9 protein-coding genes and 4 pseudogenes are annotated in these 15,716 nt (G+C 70.0%); 3 read left to right on the top strand and 10 right to left on the bottom strand.

The window, feature by feature from the left end; all coding sequences use genetic code 11:
- Positions 1-50 precede the first annotated feature (50 nt).
- The 4 genes and pseudogenes from OHU89_RS02160 to OHU89_RS02145 form a co-directional block, all read right to left on the bottom strand.
- Positions 51-1,612, bottom strand: a pseudogene (locus tag OHU89_RS02160) (xanthine dehydrogenase family protein molybdopterin-binding subunit).
- 36 nt (positions 1,613-1,648) lie between these two features.
- Entirely contained in the window at positions 1,649-2,641 is a 993-nt protein-coding gene (locus OHU89_RS02155; protein WP_405639247.1) for an FAD binding domain-containing protein, read from the bottom strand.
- A pseudogene (locus OHU89_RS02150) lies at positions 2,638-3,198 on the bottom strand (2Fe-2S iron-sulfur cluster-binding protein). The gene OHU89_RS02155 and the pseudogene OHU89_RS02150 overlap by 4 nt, the downstream one beginning before the upstream one ends.
- A 61-nt stretch (positions 3,199-3,259) precedes the next feature.
- On the bottom strand, positions 3,260-3,745 hold the full coding sequence (locus tag OHU89_RS02145; RefSeq protein WP_405639245.1) for a DUF5709 domain-containing protein: 486 nt from the start codon (positions 3,743-3,745) through the stop codon (positions 3,260-3,262).
- A gap of 208 nt (positions 3,746-3,953) precedes the next feature.
- On the opposite strand from OHU89_RS02145, the pseudogene OHU89_RS02140 reads away from it, so the two are divergent.
- A pseudogene (locus OHU89_RS02140) lies at positions 3,954-4,154 on the top strand (hypothetical protein); the annotation flags it as partial.
- On the opposite strand, the pseudogene OHU89_RS02135 reads toward OHU89_RS02140, so the two are convergent.
- From OHU89_RS02135 to OHU89_RS02110, 6 genes and pseudogenes are all read right to left on the bottom strand, one after another.
- Positions 4,140-4,553 (bottom strand): annotated as a pseudogene (locus OHU89_RS02135) (substrate-binding domain-containing protein); the annotation flags it as partial. The pseudogenes OHU89_RS02140 and OHU89_RS02135 overlap by 15 nt on opposite strands.
- A gap of 94 nt (positions 4,554-4,647) precedes the next feature.
- Complete coding sequence (locus tag OHU89_RS02130; protein WP_405639243.1) at positions 4,648-6,402, bottom strand: cellulase family glycosylhydrolase; 1,755 nt, start codon at positions 6,400-6,402, stop codon at positions 4,648-4,650.
- Positions 6,403-6,440: 38 nt separating this feature from the next.
- Positions 6,441-7,952 carry a glycoside hydrolase family 43 protein gene (locus OHU89_RS02125; RefSeq protein ID WP_405639241.1) on the bottom strand — a complete coding sequence of 504 codons (1,512 nt, stop codon included), beginning with the start codon at positions 7,950-7,952 and terminating at the stop codon, positions 6,441-6,443.
- A 40-nt stretch (positions 7,953-7,992) separates the two neighbouring features.
- Positions 7,993-10,128: an alpha-galactosidase gene (locus OHU89_RS02120; protein WP_405639239.1), complete on the bottom strand. Its 2,136-nt coding sequence runs from the start codon at positions 10,126-10,128 to the stop codon at positions 7,993-7,995.
- A 16-nt stretch (positions 10,129-10,144) separates the two neighbouring features.
- Positions 10,145-12,130: a beta-galactosidase gene (locus OHU89_RS02115; RefSeq protein ID WP_405639238.1), complete on the bottom strand. Its 1,986-nt coding sequence runs from the start codon at positions 12,128-12,130 to the stop codon at positions 10,145-10,147.
- 35 nt (positions 12,131-12,165) lie between these two features.
- Positions 12,166-12,312 (bottom strand): hypothetical protein, encoded by a 147-nt coding sequence (locus OHU89_RS02110; RefSeq protein WP_405639237.1) that lies wholly within the window; start codon positions 12,310-12,312, stop codon positions 12,166-12,168.
- A gap of 782 nt (positions 12,313-13,094) precedes the next feature.
- On the opposite strand from OHU89_RS02110, the gene OHU89_RS02105 reads away from it, so the two are divergent.
- Positions 13,095-13,268 (top strand): hypothetical protein, encoded by a 174-nt coding sequence (locus OHU89_RS02105; protein WP_405639236.1) that lies wholly within the window; start codon positions 13,095-13,097, stop codon positions 13,266-13,268.
- Positions 13,269-13,399: 131 nt separating this feature from the next.
- A complete protein-coding gene (locus OHU89_RS02100) occupies positions 13,400-15,709 on the top strand; it encodes a beta-L-arabinofuranosidase domain-containing protein (protein ID WP_405639235.1) in 2,310 nt (769 codons plus the stop codon).
- The last annotated feature ends 7 nt before the right edge of the window (positions 15,710-15,716 follow it).

The following is a 15,716-nucleotide window of genomic DNA, read 5'->3' as shown; positions in this document are numbered from 1 at the left end:
CCGCGAGCGAGCGAGCGCTGAAGCCGAGTCCGGCACCGAAGTGAACGGAACTACGGGAGGCCGGCCAGCACGCGGTCCGGTGTCAGGGGAAGCTCCCGGTACCGGACACCGGTGGCGTGGTGGACGGCGTTGCCGATGGCCGCCGCCGTACCGACGATCCCGATCTCGCCGATGCCCTTGCTGCCCATCGGGTTGAGGTGGGGATCGTCCTCGTCGATCCAGTGGGCCTCGACGGCGGGCACGTCGGCATGGGCGGGTAGGTGGTAGGCGGCCAGGTCTGCCTCGGTGAAGTCACCGAACGCGGCGTCCATGGTGCTGCCCTCGGTCAGGGCCATGCCCAGGCCCATCGTCATGCCGCCGATGAACTGGGAGCGGGCGGTACGGGCGTTGAGTATGTGCCCTGCCGCGTACACGCCCAGCAGGCGGCGGACCCGGACCTCCCCGGTGACCGTGTCGACGGTGACCTCGGCGAAGTGGGCGCCGAAGGCGTGCCGCGAGTAGTCGCTGTCGGCGTCCGCGCTGCCTTCCGTGTCGGCGCTCGCGGTGAGACCCGGCTCGGGCAGGGAGCCCGTGTGTTCCGCGAGAACGGCGCGCAACCGTGTGCACGCCTCGTGGACCGCCCAGCCCCATGAGGCGGTGCCCGAGGAACCGCCGGCCAGTGAAGCCGAGGGCAGGTCGCTGTTCCCGATCTCGGTACGGACCCGTTCCAGCGGGACGCCGAGGGCGTCGGCGGCGACCTGCGCGAGGACCGTGCGGGCACCGGTGCCGATGTCGGTCGCGTTGACCCGCACGACGAAGCTTCCGTCCGGCCGCGCTTGAGCGGTCGCGGTGGAGGGCTGGATCAGCACGGGATACATGGCGGCCGCCACCCCCGATCCCAGCAGCAGGGGGCCCGCGGAACGGGTGCCCGGCCGCGGATCCCGGTGCGACCAGTCGAAGCGCCGGGCGCCCTCACGCAGACACTCGACCAGATGCCGGCTGCTGAACGGTTTGTCGCTGTCCGGTTCGGTGTCCGGCTCGTTCGCGATGCGCAGTTCGACGGGGTCCATCCTGAGTGCCACGGCGAGTTCGTCCATGGCCGACTCCAGGGCGTACATGCCGGGTGCCTCGCCGGGCGCGCGCATCCAGGAGGGGCTGGGAACGTCCAGCGGTGTGACGCGGTGGCTGGTAGCCACCGTTGGCCTCCTCGGGGACGTACGCTCCCGGATGGTTCTCGGTGAGAGTCACGTCGTGGTCCTGTGCGGCGTACTCGACACGCACCGCCGCGGCACCGGACCGGGCCGCTTCCAGCGTCTCGGCGACCACCAGGGCGACCGGCCAACCGCGGTGCGGTACCCGGGAGTTCTGCAGGACGGCGAGTGTGGGGTCGTCGGGGGTCGGCGAGCCGGGGAGCGTTCTCGTGGGTGAGTACGCTCAGGACCTCGGGGAGCCGCAGGGCCTCGCTGGTGTCGATCGCGCGGACCGAACCACAGGCGACGGCGGCAGCCACGGGCCACGCGTGCACCCGGCCGGAGACGGTGGGTTCGGCGGCATAGCGGGCCAGGCCGGTGACCTTGTCACGGCCCTCCCGGCGCTCGGCGGGCGCGCCCAGTGCGGTGTCGGTGTCGGCCATGGAGTCCTCCTGGGGCTGCCAGTGGCGAGGCGGCTGTCAGGTGTTGGTCGGCGGCGCCAGCCTGGTCAGGACGTCGAGGGCGAGATTGCGGGCCAGACGCACTTTGTATGCGTTGTCGCGCAGGGGCTGGGCGGCGGCGAGTTCGAGGTCCACGGCACGCTCGAAGGCGGCGGCCGTGGGCGCGGCGCCCAGCAGGGCTTCCTCCGCGCGCCGGGCGCGCCAGGGCCGGTGGGCCAGCGCGCCGAAAGCGATCCCGGCGTGTTGGACGACGCCGTCGCCGGTGTGCAGGACCGCGGCGACGGAGGCGAGGGCGAAGGCGTACGAGGCGCGGTCGCGGGCCTTGCGGTAGAGGGACGGCAGCCCGGCTGCGGCGGCTGGTAGGACGACTGCGGTGATGAGTTCGCCGGGGCGGATCTCGGTGTCACGCTCGGGGTGGTCACCGGGCAGCCGGTGGAACTCGGCGGCGGGGACGGAGCGTTCGCCGTCGGTCCCGTACAGCTCGACGCGTGCGTCGAGGGCGGACAGGGCTACGGCCATGTCGGAGGGGTGCGTGGCGATGCACTGCGGGGAATGCCCGAGCACCGCGTGGTCACGATGGACGCCGTTCCGGGCGCCGCAGCCGCTGCCGGGCTCGCGTTTGTTGCAGGGTTTGCCGGTGTCCTGGAAATAGGGGCAGCGGGTGCGCTGGAGAAGGTTGCCGCCCGTGGTGGCGATGTTGCGCAGTTGCCCGGAGGCGCCTGCGAGCAGTGCCTGTGAGAGCACCGGGTAGCGGTCACGGACCAGGGGGTGGGCCGCGAGGTCGCTGTTGCGGACGGTGGCCCCGATCCGCAGCCCGCCGTCGGGCAGTTCCTCCACCGAGTCCAGGGGCAGTCGGCTGACGTCGACGAGGGTGGCCGGCTCTTCCACGCCGAGCTTCATCAGATCGACGAGATTGGTGCCGCCGCTGAGATACCGCGCGCCGGGATGCGAGGCGTACGCGTCGGCCGCCTCCTCGGCGCTGCCCGCGCGTATGTATCCGAAGGGCTTCACGGGATCACGTCCTGGACGGCTTCGACGATGTGCGGGTAGGCGCCGCAGCGGCAGAGGTTGCCGCTGAGCCGCTCGCGGATCTCGTCCGCGCCCAGCGGTACGGGCTGCCCGGAGGGGACGGCGGGGTCGGTGACGTGGGAGGGATGGCCGGCCGCCGCCTCGGTGACCGCGCCCAGGGCGCTGCAGATCTGTCCTGGGGTGCAGTAGCCGCACTGAAAGGCGTCGCGGTCCAGGAAGGCGCGCTGGAGCGGATGGAGTTCCTCGCCCTCCCCCGAGAGTCCTTCGACGGTGGTGATGTCGCCGCCGTCGAGGGCGACGGCGGGCAGCAGGCAACTGTTGGCACGGCGGCCGTCGACCAGGACCGTGCATGCGCCTCACTGGCCGTGGTCACAGCCCTTTTTGGCGCCGATGAGGTCGAGGTCCTCACGCAGCACGTCCAGCAGAACGGAACGGTGGTCGACGGTGAGCGTGTGCGGTTTGCCGTTCACCCGCAGCGTGACGTCCGAGTGGTGGCTGACGGGTGAGGCGGAGGTACCGCGCGCGACGTCGGAATTCATGAAGACCTCCCGTACGTAAAGGCCGTTGGGACACGTCGTTCGGAAAAAGGGGGCGCGAGAGCTACGGCAATGTGTCGTCCTCGTCCGGGACGCGGTGGACGGCAGCCTCTTCCGCGGAGGCCGCGCCGCCGTCGATGCCGACGTCTTCGGCGATCATGTCCTTCTCGGCGTCCTCGTGCGCGCCTTCGTCCGGAGCCACGAGGCGGCCCGCGCGGTCGGCACCCACCTCGGCGTCCAGCGGCTCCCCCTGCCCGCCCGGGAGATCCCCTACGCGGTCGTCCGCGTCGAGCTCCTCCAGCGCCGGATCCGTACGCTCCTCGGCCAGCCTCTGGTCCAGACTCTCGCCCTCGTGCTGCTCACGAGCGGTGGTGCCCTGATGCTCCACGGCGAGCGGACGCTCGGGGGGTGACCAGCCTTCCTCGTAGGGGTCGCTGCCCCGGTCGCTGAGGGTGTCCTCCGGGTCCAGGACGCCCTCGTCCTCACGGTCGTCGGTGCCTTGGGGCTGGTAGACCTCGTCACCCATGACGTCGTCGTTCGGGCTTCCCATGGCGCACATACCTTTCGGATGGATCCAGGTTCTTGCGTTCACGTATCCAGGCTGACCCCGTCCACACCTTCCGGCACGCCGGGGAGGTGCGCGGGGCTGGGCCGGGGGTTTGTGCGGGGGTGGGGCGGGTACCCGGGCTGCCTCCGAAGGGCGAGGGCCCGCGAAGTCGGAGGAGGCTCGCACGACCAGCAGCACAGAGACCGGCGGCATCACGGGTACGCCGGACAAGGACTGCAATCTCGTCTGGTACGTGGAGGCGTGCTTGGGCAACGCGCTGCGCCTGGAGAAGTACATCGCGGATGCGGAGCGCGACAAGGCGCCGAGGTCGCGGATCCTTTCCGCAAGGCGCAGGCCGACAGCTGAGGGACTCGGGAGAGGGCGTCGCCCCGAGCGCTCACGGTGCTCGGGCTCCCTGGCCCAGGGCTCGGTCCGACACGCGGGTAGCCCGGTCGGCGATGACGATGCTCGGTGGGGCTGGCCCGGCCACCTCTCGCCGCTGCTTTTCCGTCGCCGACTGGCTTGCTGAGCGCTTGTTTCCGCGTGTCCTCGTGCGGACGGTCAACGCGGGTGCGATGAGGACGACTTCGTCCTTGCCGCGGCCTTCCAGCTTGGCCACCAGGCGTTCCACGGCGTGCCGGCCCATGTCCTGTGCGGGGATGGCGACCGAGGTCAGCCGCACGGAGGCCTGGGTGGCGACCTGGTCGGGGCAGACCGCGACGACGAAGCCCGTGGTGCCCGGACGCTCGTCGAGGATACGGGCGAGGGTCACGGCCATCGCGTCGTAGCCGCCCTCGTGCCCTCGGCGGAGCCGGTGTGCCGTTCATACACTGCGCGGCGTCGAGGCTCTCCTCTTCAGCCTGGCCGCCCGGGGGAGCGGGCGGCCAGGCTGAAGGAGTGGCCGGTCAGGAGACCGTGCCGGTGACCGAATTTCCGGACCTGGTGACGTGGTAGGTCACCTTGGCTCCGCTGTAGGGGTGGAAGACCAGCGTCGCCGGTTCCCCGTCGCGGAGTGTCTTGAGGAACTCGGGGGTCAGGATGATCGTGCCGTTCGGGTAGTCGGGCGAGAACGCCTTGTTGAACTCCTGGTACGGAGTCCAGTCGGTCGGGCCGGCGTTGCTGCCGTCGGCGTACGTGGCGTGCATCGTGGCCAGGTCGTTGCCCCGGTACTGGGTGGGAACGGTGAACGATTCGGTGGTGCCGGTGGCGTCCGACAGCACCGGAACGTCGTTGGTGACGATGTCGATGTTCCAGGGCACCCCACTGGTGAACCGGGCCTGGAGCGTCGAGTTGACGCCGTATGCGCGGTTGCCGACCAGGTGGGTCAGCGCCTTGGCGGTGAAGGTCAGCGTGGTGCCGGAGACGGTGTAGTCCCGTCCCGGGAGCAGTCGGGTCTCGCCCTGCCACACCCCTCGCAACGAGGTGCCGTTGAGGTTGAGGGTGAGCGACTTGGCGGTGACCGGGCTGGACTTCGGCACGAAGACCTTGTCGAAGGAGGCCGTGCCCGAGCGGGTGGTCCAGCTCGACTTGATCGCGGCGAACAGGGCCGGGTCACGCCACTCGAGGGTGTCGCGGTTCAGATACGAGAACGGGTCCCACAGGGCGGTGGTGATGCCGTACCTGCGCGCCCCGTAGCCCACGTGCTCGTAGTACTTCAGCGCCTCGCCGCGCTCGACGCGGGAGGGGTGGAAGTGATTGGGGTATTCGAGCAGACCGTACTCGCCGATGTAGAGCGGGATGCCCTTGGCGACGAACGTGCGGTGCATGGCGGCGAAGGAGTCCTCCAGGTTCTTCTGCGCGACGTCGTCGTAGTGGGTGCCGCCCGCGACGTTCACGCTGAACGGGTACCAGCTGTAGAAGTGCACCTGCGCCACGAGCTGACGGTCGTTCAGCGAGGAGATCGTCTTGTACAGGTCGTCCATGAGGGCCTGTTCGCCACTGCCGAACTGCGTGGTCAGCGACAACATGCGGTTCGTGTTCGCGCCGCCCGAGGAGCGGACGATCGAGTGGAAGGAGAGCTGAAGCTCGCTCAGGAACTCGGTCTTCTGCGCGGGCGTGGCGTTGTCGAACTGCGGTTCGTTGATGCCCTCGAAGAGCAGGGAGCGCGGCTCGTTGCGGAACGCCGCGGCGATCTGCCTCCAGGTGGAGTTGAAGCGGGCGACTACGTTGTCGTGGTCGGTGGTCATCTTCGAGACCCACATCCACGAGTCGTGGTGGACGTTGAGCACGACGTACAGGCCGCTGTCCTGCGCCCAGTCGGCGAGCTGCTTGACGCGGGCCATGTAGGTGGCGTCGATAGCGTAGGGCGCGGTGGTGGACTGGTGATCGCTCCAGGTCACCGGGATGCGGACGCTGCGGAACCCGTCCTTGGCGATCTTCTCGAACGTCGCTTTGCTGGTCTGCCCGTTGCCCCAGGAATCCTCATTGGGTATGGCGTCCAGGGTGTTGCCCAGGTTCCAGCTGGGCTGCATCTGTGCGACGGCGTCCTTGGCGGAAGCCGGAACTCTGATCGCCGACGGTGGCGCCTGATTCGTGCCGTCGGGCGCGGCCAGCGCGGTGCCGCCGGTCAGGCCCAACATGACGACCAGGGTCAGCAGCAGAGCGGCCAGGCGGCCTGGGCCGCGGCCGCGGTGGTGTGCGGGTTGCCGTCTCAGCTTCACGTGTGTCGTTCCTTTCGGTCGGTGTCTGTTCGGTCGGTTCAGTGCTTGAGGGGCTCGTAGCCGAACCAGTCGAAGTGGACGGTGTCTCGCGCGGCGTACATGCCGATGACCCGGCCGGTGAAGCCGCCGGCGACCTCGGTCGACAGGTAGCGGCCGTCGAGGGTCGCGAGTTCGGTGAACGTGCCGTCGGGCTGCTCGACGCCGAGGGAGACGACGTCGGGTCCGGTGCACGGTCCGTGCGGAGGCGGCGGGGCCGTGATCGTGACGGCGAGGATCACCGGCCCGGCGGGCACGGGCTGCGTGGCGACGACCGTCCGCAACGAGCCGACGCGCGCGGTCACTTGGACCTGCGTGCCGGACACCTCGATCGCGTAATGGTGCCGTTCGTCGAGCCGGACGGCGAGGCCGCCGCTGCCGTCCGTGGCATCGACCAGAGTTCTTGCCCGGCACGTGGCATGCTGCTGGCGCCTGCCGGTGAACACCACGTCGGGTTCGTCCAGGGAACTGCCCCGCGCGCGGAGCGTCAGCCATCCGGGACGCTCCTTGGTGGTGCAGTGTTCGGCGGGCCGGTCGCGCAGGGAGATCCAGGACGGTCGCAGTTCGGCGAGTTCGAAATCGTCTCGCTGCTCTTCGACAGGGCCGGGGGAGAGCGGCCACGGGAGCTCGGGCAGGTCCAGGGCGACCTCGCCGACGACCGGCCAGTCGTCCACCCACGTCACGGGGGCCAGGAAGGTCTCCCGCCCGAGCACGTGCCAGCCCGGTGTGCCGCCACCCGGTCGGACGCCGAGCAGCACCATCCACCAGGAGCCGTCGGGGCCCTGGACCAGGTCGGCGTGCCCGGTGTTCTGGACAGGGTGGTCGGTGCCGCGGTGGGTGAGGACCGGGTTGTCCGGGCACGGTTCGAACGGGCCGGCGGGCGTACGGCCGCGGGCGATCGAGACGCCGTGGCAGCGCTCGGTGCCGCCCTCGGCGATGAGCAGGTACCAGTAGTCGCCGATCCGGTACAGGTGCGGGGCCTCCGGTGCTTTGGCGCCGGGCCCGCCGGACCAGAGGCTGTGCGGTGTGCCGTACGTCTGCCCGGTGGACGGGTCGATACGGACCTGTGAGACTCCGGCCACCGTGCACCAGCAGGTGCCGTCCTCGTCCCAGACCAGGTCGGGATCGATGCCGGGGACACCGGGTGCCCAGATGGGGTCCGACCACGGTCCGGCGGGGTCGGTGGCCGTGACGATCAGATTGCCGCCGCCCTCGCTGCAGTTGGTGACGATCAGCCAGAAGCGGCCGTCGTGGTGGCGCAGGGTGGGGGCGTAGATCCCGCCGGAGGACGAAGCGTCCGCCAGACGCAGTTGCTCCGGCCGGTCCAGCGCGTGGCCGATCGGTGTCCAGTGCACCAGGTCACGGCTGTGGAAGAGGGGTACGCCGGGGAAGTACTCGAAGCTGGAGCAGGCGAGGTAGTAGTCGTCGCCGACGCGGCAGACACTGGGGTCGGGGTGGAAGCCGGGGATCACGGGGTTCGTGGCGCGTGCGTCGGGCTGGTGCAGAGGGGGCACCCGATAGGTCCTCTCGTCGGTTCGTGATGCGGGCGGTGGGTCAGGGAGCGCCGGGGCCTGCGGGGGTGAGGCGGAGCAGGACGGCGGACGGCGCGGTGGGCAGGGTCAGGCTCAGCTCGGCCGTGTCGGGCCTCCAAGCGGGGACGGCCCGGTTGGCCGAGGGGTAGAGCAGGTCGACGCGTGCGGCGGTGTCCCGCAGGTGGGGCAGGTGAAGCGTCGCCGTGGCGTCGGTTCCGGGGCGGCGCCAGGCGGTGAGGTAGGTGGTGGCCGGAGTGTGCAGGGCCAGGGCGATCCAGGGGTCGTCCCAGGCGGGAAGGCCCAGTGGCCAGGACGGCACGGCGTGCGGCAGGTCGGCACGGATGGCCTTGTACGCCGCTACCGCCTCATGGACCAGGGCGCGGGCCTCCGGTTCGAGTTCGGGAATGCGGCCGGACAGATGGATCCGGCCGAGGAGCGCGTTGGTCATGGTGAAGGCCACCTCGTCGAGGGAGTCCTCCGGCTGCGGGTAGGCCCACACGGCGCCCTGCTCCGGGGGGACGGCCGTGGGCGCGGAAGCCGCGATGGGCGCGTAGAGGTGGAGGTTCTGCTGATCGCTGGTGGACTGCAGCTGCATCCGGGACAGCAGGGCGTCGTCCCAGCGCATGCCGCCGGAGGCGCAGTTCTCCACCACCAGATGCGGATAGCGGTCCAGGATGCCGTCGAGCCAGTCGAGATGCGCCCGGTTGTGGCCGAGCAGTCCGGCGCCCGGGGTCTCGCCGGGGTGGGCGCTGGTGCCGGAGCCGGGGTCGATGTTGTGGTCGAGCTTGAGGTAGCCGACGCCCCACTCGCCGACCAGGCGGTCCACGACCTGGTCCAGGTGGGCGCGGGCGGCCGGGTGGCGCAGGTCCAGGTGGTGCCGGCCGTTCTCCGTGACGCGGACGCCGTCGCGGCGGAAGAACGCCTCGTCGGGAAGGGACTTGGCCATGGGGCTGCGGACGCCGACCACCTCCGGCTCAAGCCAAAGCCCGGGCACCATGCCGCGCTCCCGGATCCGGTCCAGCACCTCGTGGAGCCCGCGTTCCCCGGGGAAGCGGGAGGCAGAGGCCTCCCAGGCGCCGACGCTGTCCCACCAGCCGTCGTTCTCGCCGTCGTACCAGCCGGCGTCGATGACGAAGTACTCCGCGCCCGCGTCGGCCGCCGCGTCGATGTGCGGCAGCAGCTTCTCGGTCGTGGGGTCGCCCATCAGGCAGTTCATGTAGTCGTTGAAGATGACGGGCAGGCCCTGGTGGTCGGTGTGCGGCCGGCGCCGGGCGCGGCGGTAGCGGGTCAGCGCGGCGAATGCGGCGTCGGGGCCGCCGTCGTCGCTGAAGGCGAGCGCGGCGGGTACGGTGCGGAAGGCGGCGCCGGGTTCAAGGGAGTGCCGCCAGCTGTGGTGGGTGTCGGTGGGTCCGAACAGTGCCGCGTAGGCCGCCCTGTCGTGCTCCTCGCATTCCCAGCGCCAGCCCCCGCCGTTGTGCTCGATCTGCCACACCCACGTACGGCCGGTACGCCGGTCCGTCAGGCCGCCCATGGGGAGGTGTCCGCAGCTGGACCAGGTGCGCTGTCCGTTCAGGATGAGGCCGGCTTTGCCGTGCCCGTTGCTCACGCGTCCGCTGTGGACCGGTGTGGTCCGGCGCATCGGCTGTCGTTGCCAGCGGCATTCGGTGAGCCAGTCGTTGTCCGCCCAGAGCAGGTCCGCGGCGTCGATGGCTGCCGGGTCCTGCGGGGTGAGGCAGCCCACCGCGAGCGAACTGACCGACTCCAGGTGCAGCGTGGTCTGCCCCTCGTTGCGCAGGGTCACCTCGCTGCGGAGCACCGGCACGTCGTCCGGTGATCGGTAGGTCACCTCCGCGACCAGCCCGGTTTGTGGATCCTGGAGGTGCACGGTCAGTGTGTGCCAGTCGCCGTCTCGGGTCGCGCGGTGGGCCCGGTGGCGCAGACGCCCGCCGAGATCGCTGTCCACGAGGCGGTTGCCTGACCAGCCACGGCCGTGACCCGCGGCCGTCACCTCCACCAGAGGCAGGGAGGCACCGGGGATGCGCTGCGCTTCGCCGGGCAGCCCGAGGTGCGTGAGGCGCGGGCTGCCGTCGCCGTCGAGGACGATCTCGAGGTGAAGGGCCTCGTGACCCCAGCGGACGGTCCCTTGTTCCTTGGTCATGTAGGCCCTTTCGAGGTCAGTGCCCGCGCAGCACCGCGCAACCACCGGGCGGCAGTTCGTGGGCGAGGGCGTCGGTGAGCAGGTCGTGGGCGGGCTCCGGCAAGGACACGGGTTCAGCGCGGTGATTGATCAGGAAGCGCCAGCGGCGGCCGTCCGGGGTGCGTCGGGTGACTGCCTCGACCTGCGGGGGCAGGCCCGGCATCTCGGGGCCCGCTCCGGCCTCGTCGAGCAGCCGGGCGACCAGGGCGCCGTATCCGGCGTCGTCGAGTTGGGTCGAGAGGTACCAGCCCTGCCCGGTGCCGAAACGGTGCCGGGTCAGTGCCGGGCTGCCGGTGAGCATCCCGTGGGTGTAGGCGGCGAGCGTCTGGGCGCCCTCGGTGTGCAGGGACTCGCTCCAGGCGGTGCCCTGTGTTCCGTCGGACAGGGTCATCCGCTCGCCGCGCCGCAGTGGCCGGTACTCCTCGACGCGGATGCCCAGTGCCTCGCGCAGGGGAGCGGCCGGGTAGCCGCCGAGGCGGGCGTGGAGGCGCTCGTCGACGTATCCGCTCGCGTGCTGGACGAGGAGCGTCCCGCCGCCGTCGACGTAACGGCGCAGATTCTCGGCCGCCGAGTCGGAGAGGAGGAACAGGGCCGGTGCGACGACGAGCGGGTAGCGGCTCAACTCGTGGTCGGGGTGGGCGAAGTCGACCGTGACGCCGGCGTCCCACAGCGTGCGGTGTGCCCGGCCGAGGGTCGCGTGGTAATCGAGCTCGCAGGAGGGCAGGCCGTCCACGCCGAGCGCCCACCAGGCGTCCGGGTCGTGCAGGACCGCAACCGACGCGGACACTGTCGATCCCGCCAGCTCACCGAGGCGGGCGACGGCCTCCCCGGTCTCTGTGACCTCGCGGAAGATCCGGCTGTCGGGTCCCGCGTGCGGCACCATCGCCGAGTGCCAGGTCTCGGCGCCGGCCCGGGATTGGCGCCACTGGAAGAAGAGGGCGCCCTCCGAGCCGCGGGCGATGTGGCCGAGGGTGTGGCGCAGGATGTCACCGGGGTCCTTGGCGAGGACCCGGTCGCCGTCGTAGACAGTGCTGGTGCCCTGCTCCATCAGCAGCCAGGGCCGGCCGCCGCCCAGGGAGCGGGCGCGATCCGCGTGGAAGGCGACATCGGCGGCTGCGGCCAGGCCGGGGGCGCCGGGGTACTGGTCGATGGTGACCACGTCGAGTTCCCGGGCCAGCGCCCACACGTCGGTGTTCTGGTACGCGGGCAGCATCAGGTTGGTGGTCACCGGCCGGTCGCTGTGCACGCGGATCGCGTCACGCTGCTCGCAGAAGGCGGCGGTGACCTCGTCGGCCCAGAAGCGGCGGAAGTCCAGGTCCTGGCCGGGGTTCTTGTGCCAGTTTGTCGCACGCGGTGGCAGCACCTGTTCCCAGGAGGTGTAGCGCTGACTCCAGAAGGCCGTTCCCCACGCCTCGTTGAGGACGTCCAGCGAGCCATGGCGGGCACGCAGCCATACCCGGAAGGAGGCCGCGGTGTGCTCGCAGTGGCACAGGGTGGCGTACTCGTTGTGCACGTGCCACAGCGCGAGGGTGGGATGGTCGCCGTAGCGTTCGGCGAGCGCCTCGGCGATGCGGCGGGCGGCGTCCCGGTAGGCGGGTGCGGTGAGGCAGTACGTGTCCCGGCTGCCGTGGATGAGACGGGTGCCGTCGGGCTGGACCATCAGCGCGTCCGGGTGGGCCAGGGTGAACCAGGGCGGCGGGGAGGCGGTGGGGGTGGCCAGGTCGACGGCCACGCCATTCGCGTGCAGGCGTTCGATGTGGGCGTCCAGCCAGGCGAAGTCGTAGCGGCCTTCCTCGGGTTCCAGCAGCGCCCAGGAGAAGACGCCGACGGTGGCCAGGTTGACTCTGGCCCTGCGCATCAGCTCGTCGTCCTCCTTCCACACCGGCTCGTCCCACTGCTCGGGGTTGTAGTCCCCGCCGAAGGCCAGGCCACCCAGGCGGTCGGTGATGCTGTGAGTCGTCATAACGGTTCCTCGGGTGCGGGGGGGTCGAGTCGTGCTCAGTCGGGCCGTTCGCCCGGTAGGGCGGCGTTCGGCCAGCCGATCATCTGCTCGACCGCGACGCGGCCCAGTTCCTGTGCGGGGCCGGAGACGGTGGTGGGGGCGGGTGCGTGTTGCTCGACGAGCTGCTCCGGACACAGGACCACCGACCCGCAGGCGGAGGGCTTCCGGTGTGCTGTCGAAGCGCTTCACTTCCAAGCGCAAGGTAACGGACGACTTTCGTGTGAAACAAGGGCCCCTATCGCGAGACACTTCCTTCTGCAAGGCCATTGACAGCTTGCGAGAGGAGATGCATCGTCGAAGCGCTTCGATAGTCAGGCTTCAGGGCCTGCGGTTCGCGTGGTCGCACTCGTACGATCCGGCCGTCGGCGCGTCTGGGGGACCCGCGCTGTTCTGCTGCCGATCAGCAGCCGAATGGGCACCTGGCGCGGGCCGCCCACGAAACCTTCCTCCGCCGCTCGGCGGAGCACTGGGCTTGAGGCGGGCGTTCAGGGCCGACGGGAGCGAACAGGCACGACGGACCATTGGGTCCCCCCCCGTCAGCACTTCGAGCTGACCTGATCCCGTACTCCTCGCACCTTGTCTCGATACATCCTATGTGTGGCTCGATTTCTAGGGTGCTGATCGGGCAGCCGTCCGGCAGAGTGCAAGGAGTTGTGTTGCGTGGCTAGACAGGGCGGCGTTCGTATCCGTTAATCCATCCTATGTATCAGTGGAGCGGGTCGATAGATCCGAGGCCCTCATGGGCTCCGGACCCACTGGCCGGGCCGCGATGCCGCCTTGCCCGTAGTCGCCAACTCCGGGCCGGGGTCAGGCGATCGCACAGGGCGAACCACAGTGCCGGAATCATGCTCACCCTCACCCGCGTACGCGGCGGCGGCCGCCGCCCACTGCCGCGGGCGCCTACAACCCGGCGGCCTGGGCGCAGTTGGCGAACGACTTTGGAGCGAAGCGCGCGATGCTGACTACCCGTCACCACAACGGCTACGTCGCTCGGCCGGGGTCAAGGTGGGTCCGTACTGCTCGCCCGTCGACTGGCGCTACCGCGGCTTTTTCGACGTCACCGGCACCAATTGTTGACCCCATGGCCTCGCTCACCTGAGCCGTTTCGCCCGCGCGCAGCAACCAGTGCGCGAGCCGTCCCATGCCCGACAAGGATCCCCGACCGCCGGACATGGGACCCAGCGCACCAACGACCAAGCAATCGCTCTCCCGTCACGGAAAGGGTGCAAGATGTCTTCCTCCGTCAGTAGACGGCGCCTCCTGCAAGCAGCCGGGGTCACCGCCGCCGCCTCTGCCACCGGAACCCTCTTCGGCAGCTCGCCCGCCCGAGCCGCGATTCCCCCGGCGAGGGCTGACATCGGGGTCTCCGCGCACCCCTTCGAACTCGGCCAGGTCCGGCTCACCGCAAGCCGGTGGCTGGACAACCAGGACCGTACGCGGAACTACCTGCGGTTCGTCGACGTCGACCGGCTGCTGTACAACTTCCGCGCCAACCACCGACTGTCCACCAACGGCGCGGCTGCCAACGGCGGCTGGGACGAGCCGACGTTCCCCTTCCGCACCCATGTGCAGGGGCACTTCCTCACGGCATGGGCGCAGCTGTACGCCGTGACTGGGGACACGGCCTGCCGGGACAAGGCAACCTACATGGTTGCGGAGTTGGCCAAGTGCCAGGCCAACAACAGCGCCGCCGGTTTCAACGCCGGGTATCTCTCCGGCTATCCCGAGTCCGACTTCACCGCTCTCGAACAGCGGACTCTGTCCAACGGCAACGTGCCGTACTACACCATCCACAAGACCCTCGTCGGCCTGCTGGACGTGTGGCGCCACATCGGCAGCACACAAGCCCGTGACGTGCTGCTCGCCCTGGCGGGATGGGTGGACTGGCGCACCGGCCGGCTGAGCGGCCAGCAGATGCAGGCCATGCTGCAAACCGAGTTCGGCGGCATGAACACCGTACTGACCGATCTCTACCAGCAGACAGGCGACGCGCGGTGGCTCACCGCCGCCCGGCGGTTCGATCACGCCGCGGTGTTCGACCCGCTGGCGTCGAACCAGGACCAGCTGAGCGGACTGCACGCCAACACCCAGGTCCCCAAGTGGATCGGGGCCGCCCGGGAGTACAAGGCCACCGGCACCACCCGCTACCGGGACATCGCCACCAACGCCTGGAACATCTGCGTCAGCACGCACACCTATGCCATCGGCGGCAACAGCCAGGCAGAGCATTTCCGCGCCCCGAACGCCATCGCCGGCTACCTGAACCAGGACACGTGCGAGAGCTGCAACACCTTCAACATGCTCACCCTCACACGGGAGTTGTACGCGCTGGACCCGAACCGGGTCGCGCTGTTCGACTATTACGAGCGGGCGTGGTTGAACCAGATGATCGGGCAGCAGAACCCGGCCGACAACCACGGCCACGTCACCTACTTCACCCCGCTCACTCCGGGAGGCCGGCGCGGTGTGGGCCCGGCGTGGGGCGGCGGCACCTGGAGCACCGACTACGGCACCTTCTGGTGCTGTCAGGGCACGGGCCTGGAGATGCACACCAGGCTGATGGACTCCATCTACTTCCGCAGCGACAATACGCTGATCGTGAACCTGTTCGTGCCCTCGGTGCTCAACTGGTCAGAGCGCGGAATCACGGTCACCCAGACCACGTCGTACCCCAACAGCGACACCACGACCCTGCAGGTCACCGGCAACGTCAGCGGCACCTGGGCGATGCGCATCCGCATCCCGGGCTGGACCACCGGGGCCACCGTCAGCGTCAACGGCACGGCGCAGAACATCACCACCACGCCCGGCAGCTACGCCACCTTGACCCGCTCCTGGACCTCCGGCGACACGGTCACCGTCCGCCTGCCCATGCGGATCGTCATGCGAGCGGCCAACGACAACGCGAACGTCGCCGCGATCACCTACGGACCGGTGGTGCTGTCCGGCAACTACGGGAACTCCTCGCTCAGCGCCCTCCCGTCGCTGAACACGTCCTCCATCACACGGACCAGCAGCAGTGCGCTCGCCTTCACTGCCACCGCGAACGGCTCCACCGTCAACCTGGGCCCGTTCCACGACGCCCACGGCCACAACTACACCGTCTACTGGAACACCAGCAGCAGCACCGTCCGTCTCGCCAACGTGGGCAGCGGTCTCGTGCTGGGCATCCTGAACATGTCCACGGCCGACGGCGCCCGCGCTCTGCAGTGGACCGACTCGGGCACCGCCGACCACAACTGGCAAATGGTCACCGACGGAAACGCGGTCCGCTTCCGCAACGCCCACACCGGCAAGGTGCTCGGCGTCCAGGACATGTCCACGGCAGACGGCGCGACCGTACTGCAGTGGTCGGACACCGGCACCGCCGACCACAAATGGACGCTTCTCGACCAAGGAGACGGGACCTACAAGATCCGCAACGCGCACAGCGGCAAGTTGCTCGCCATCGCCGACAACTCCGCCACTGTCGGCGCGTTCGCAGTCCAGGACTCGGACAATGGCACTGCCGACAACCGATGGCGCATCGTGGCGAACTAGGGCCTGC

Origin of the sequence: Streptomyces sp. NBC_00019 (genome assembly GCF_045041015.1) — a bacterium.
Taxonomy (GTDB): Bacteria; Actinomycetota; Actinomycetes; order Streptomycetales; family Streptomycetaceae; genus Streptomyces.
The sequence above is the reverse complement of the archived record's forward strand: the minus strand, read 5'-3'. Positions and strand labels throughout refer to the sequence as shown.

Bases quoted from the DNA above. Each gene is read 5' to 3' on its own strand.
- OHU89_RS02145 (WP_405639245.1), bottom strand. From the start codon at position 3,745: ATGGGAAGCCCGAACGACGACGTCATGGGTGACGAGGTCTACCAGCCC.
- OHU89_RS02120 (WP_405639239.1), bottom strand. From the start codon at position 10,128: ATGACCAAGGAACAAGGGACCGTCCGCTGGGGTCACGAGGCCCTTCAC.
- OHU89_RS02115 (WP_405639238.1), bottom strand. From the start codon at position 12,130: ATGACGACTCACAGCATCACCGACCGCCTGGGTGGCCTGGCCTTCGGC.
- OHU89_RS02100 (WP_405639235.1), top strand. From the start codon at position 13,400: ATGTCTTCCTCCGTCAGTAGACGGCGCCTCCTGCAAGCAGCCGGGGTC.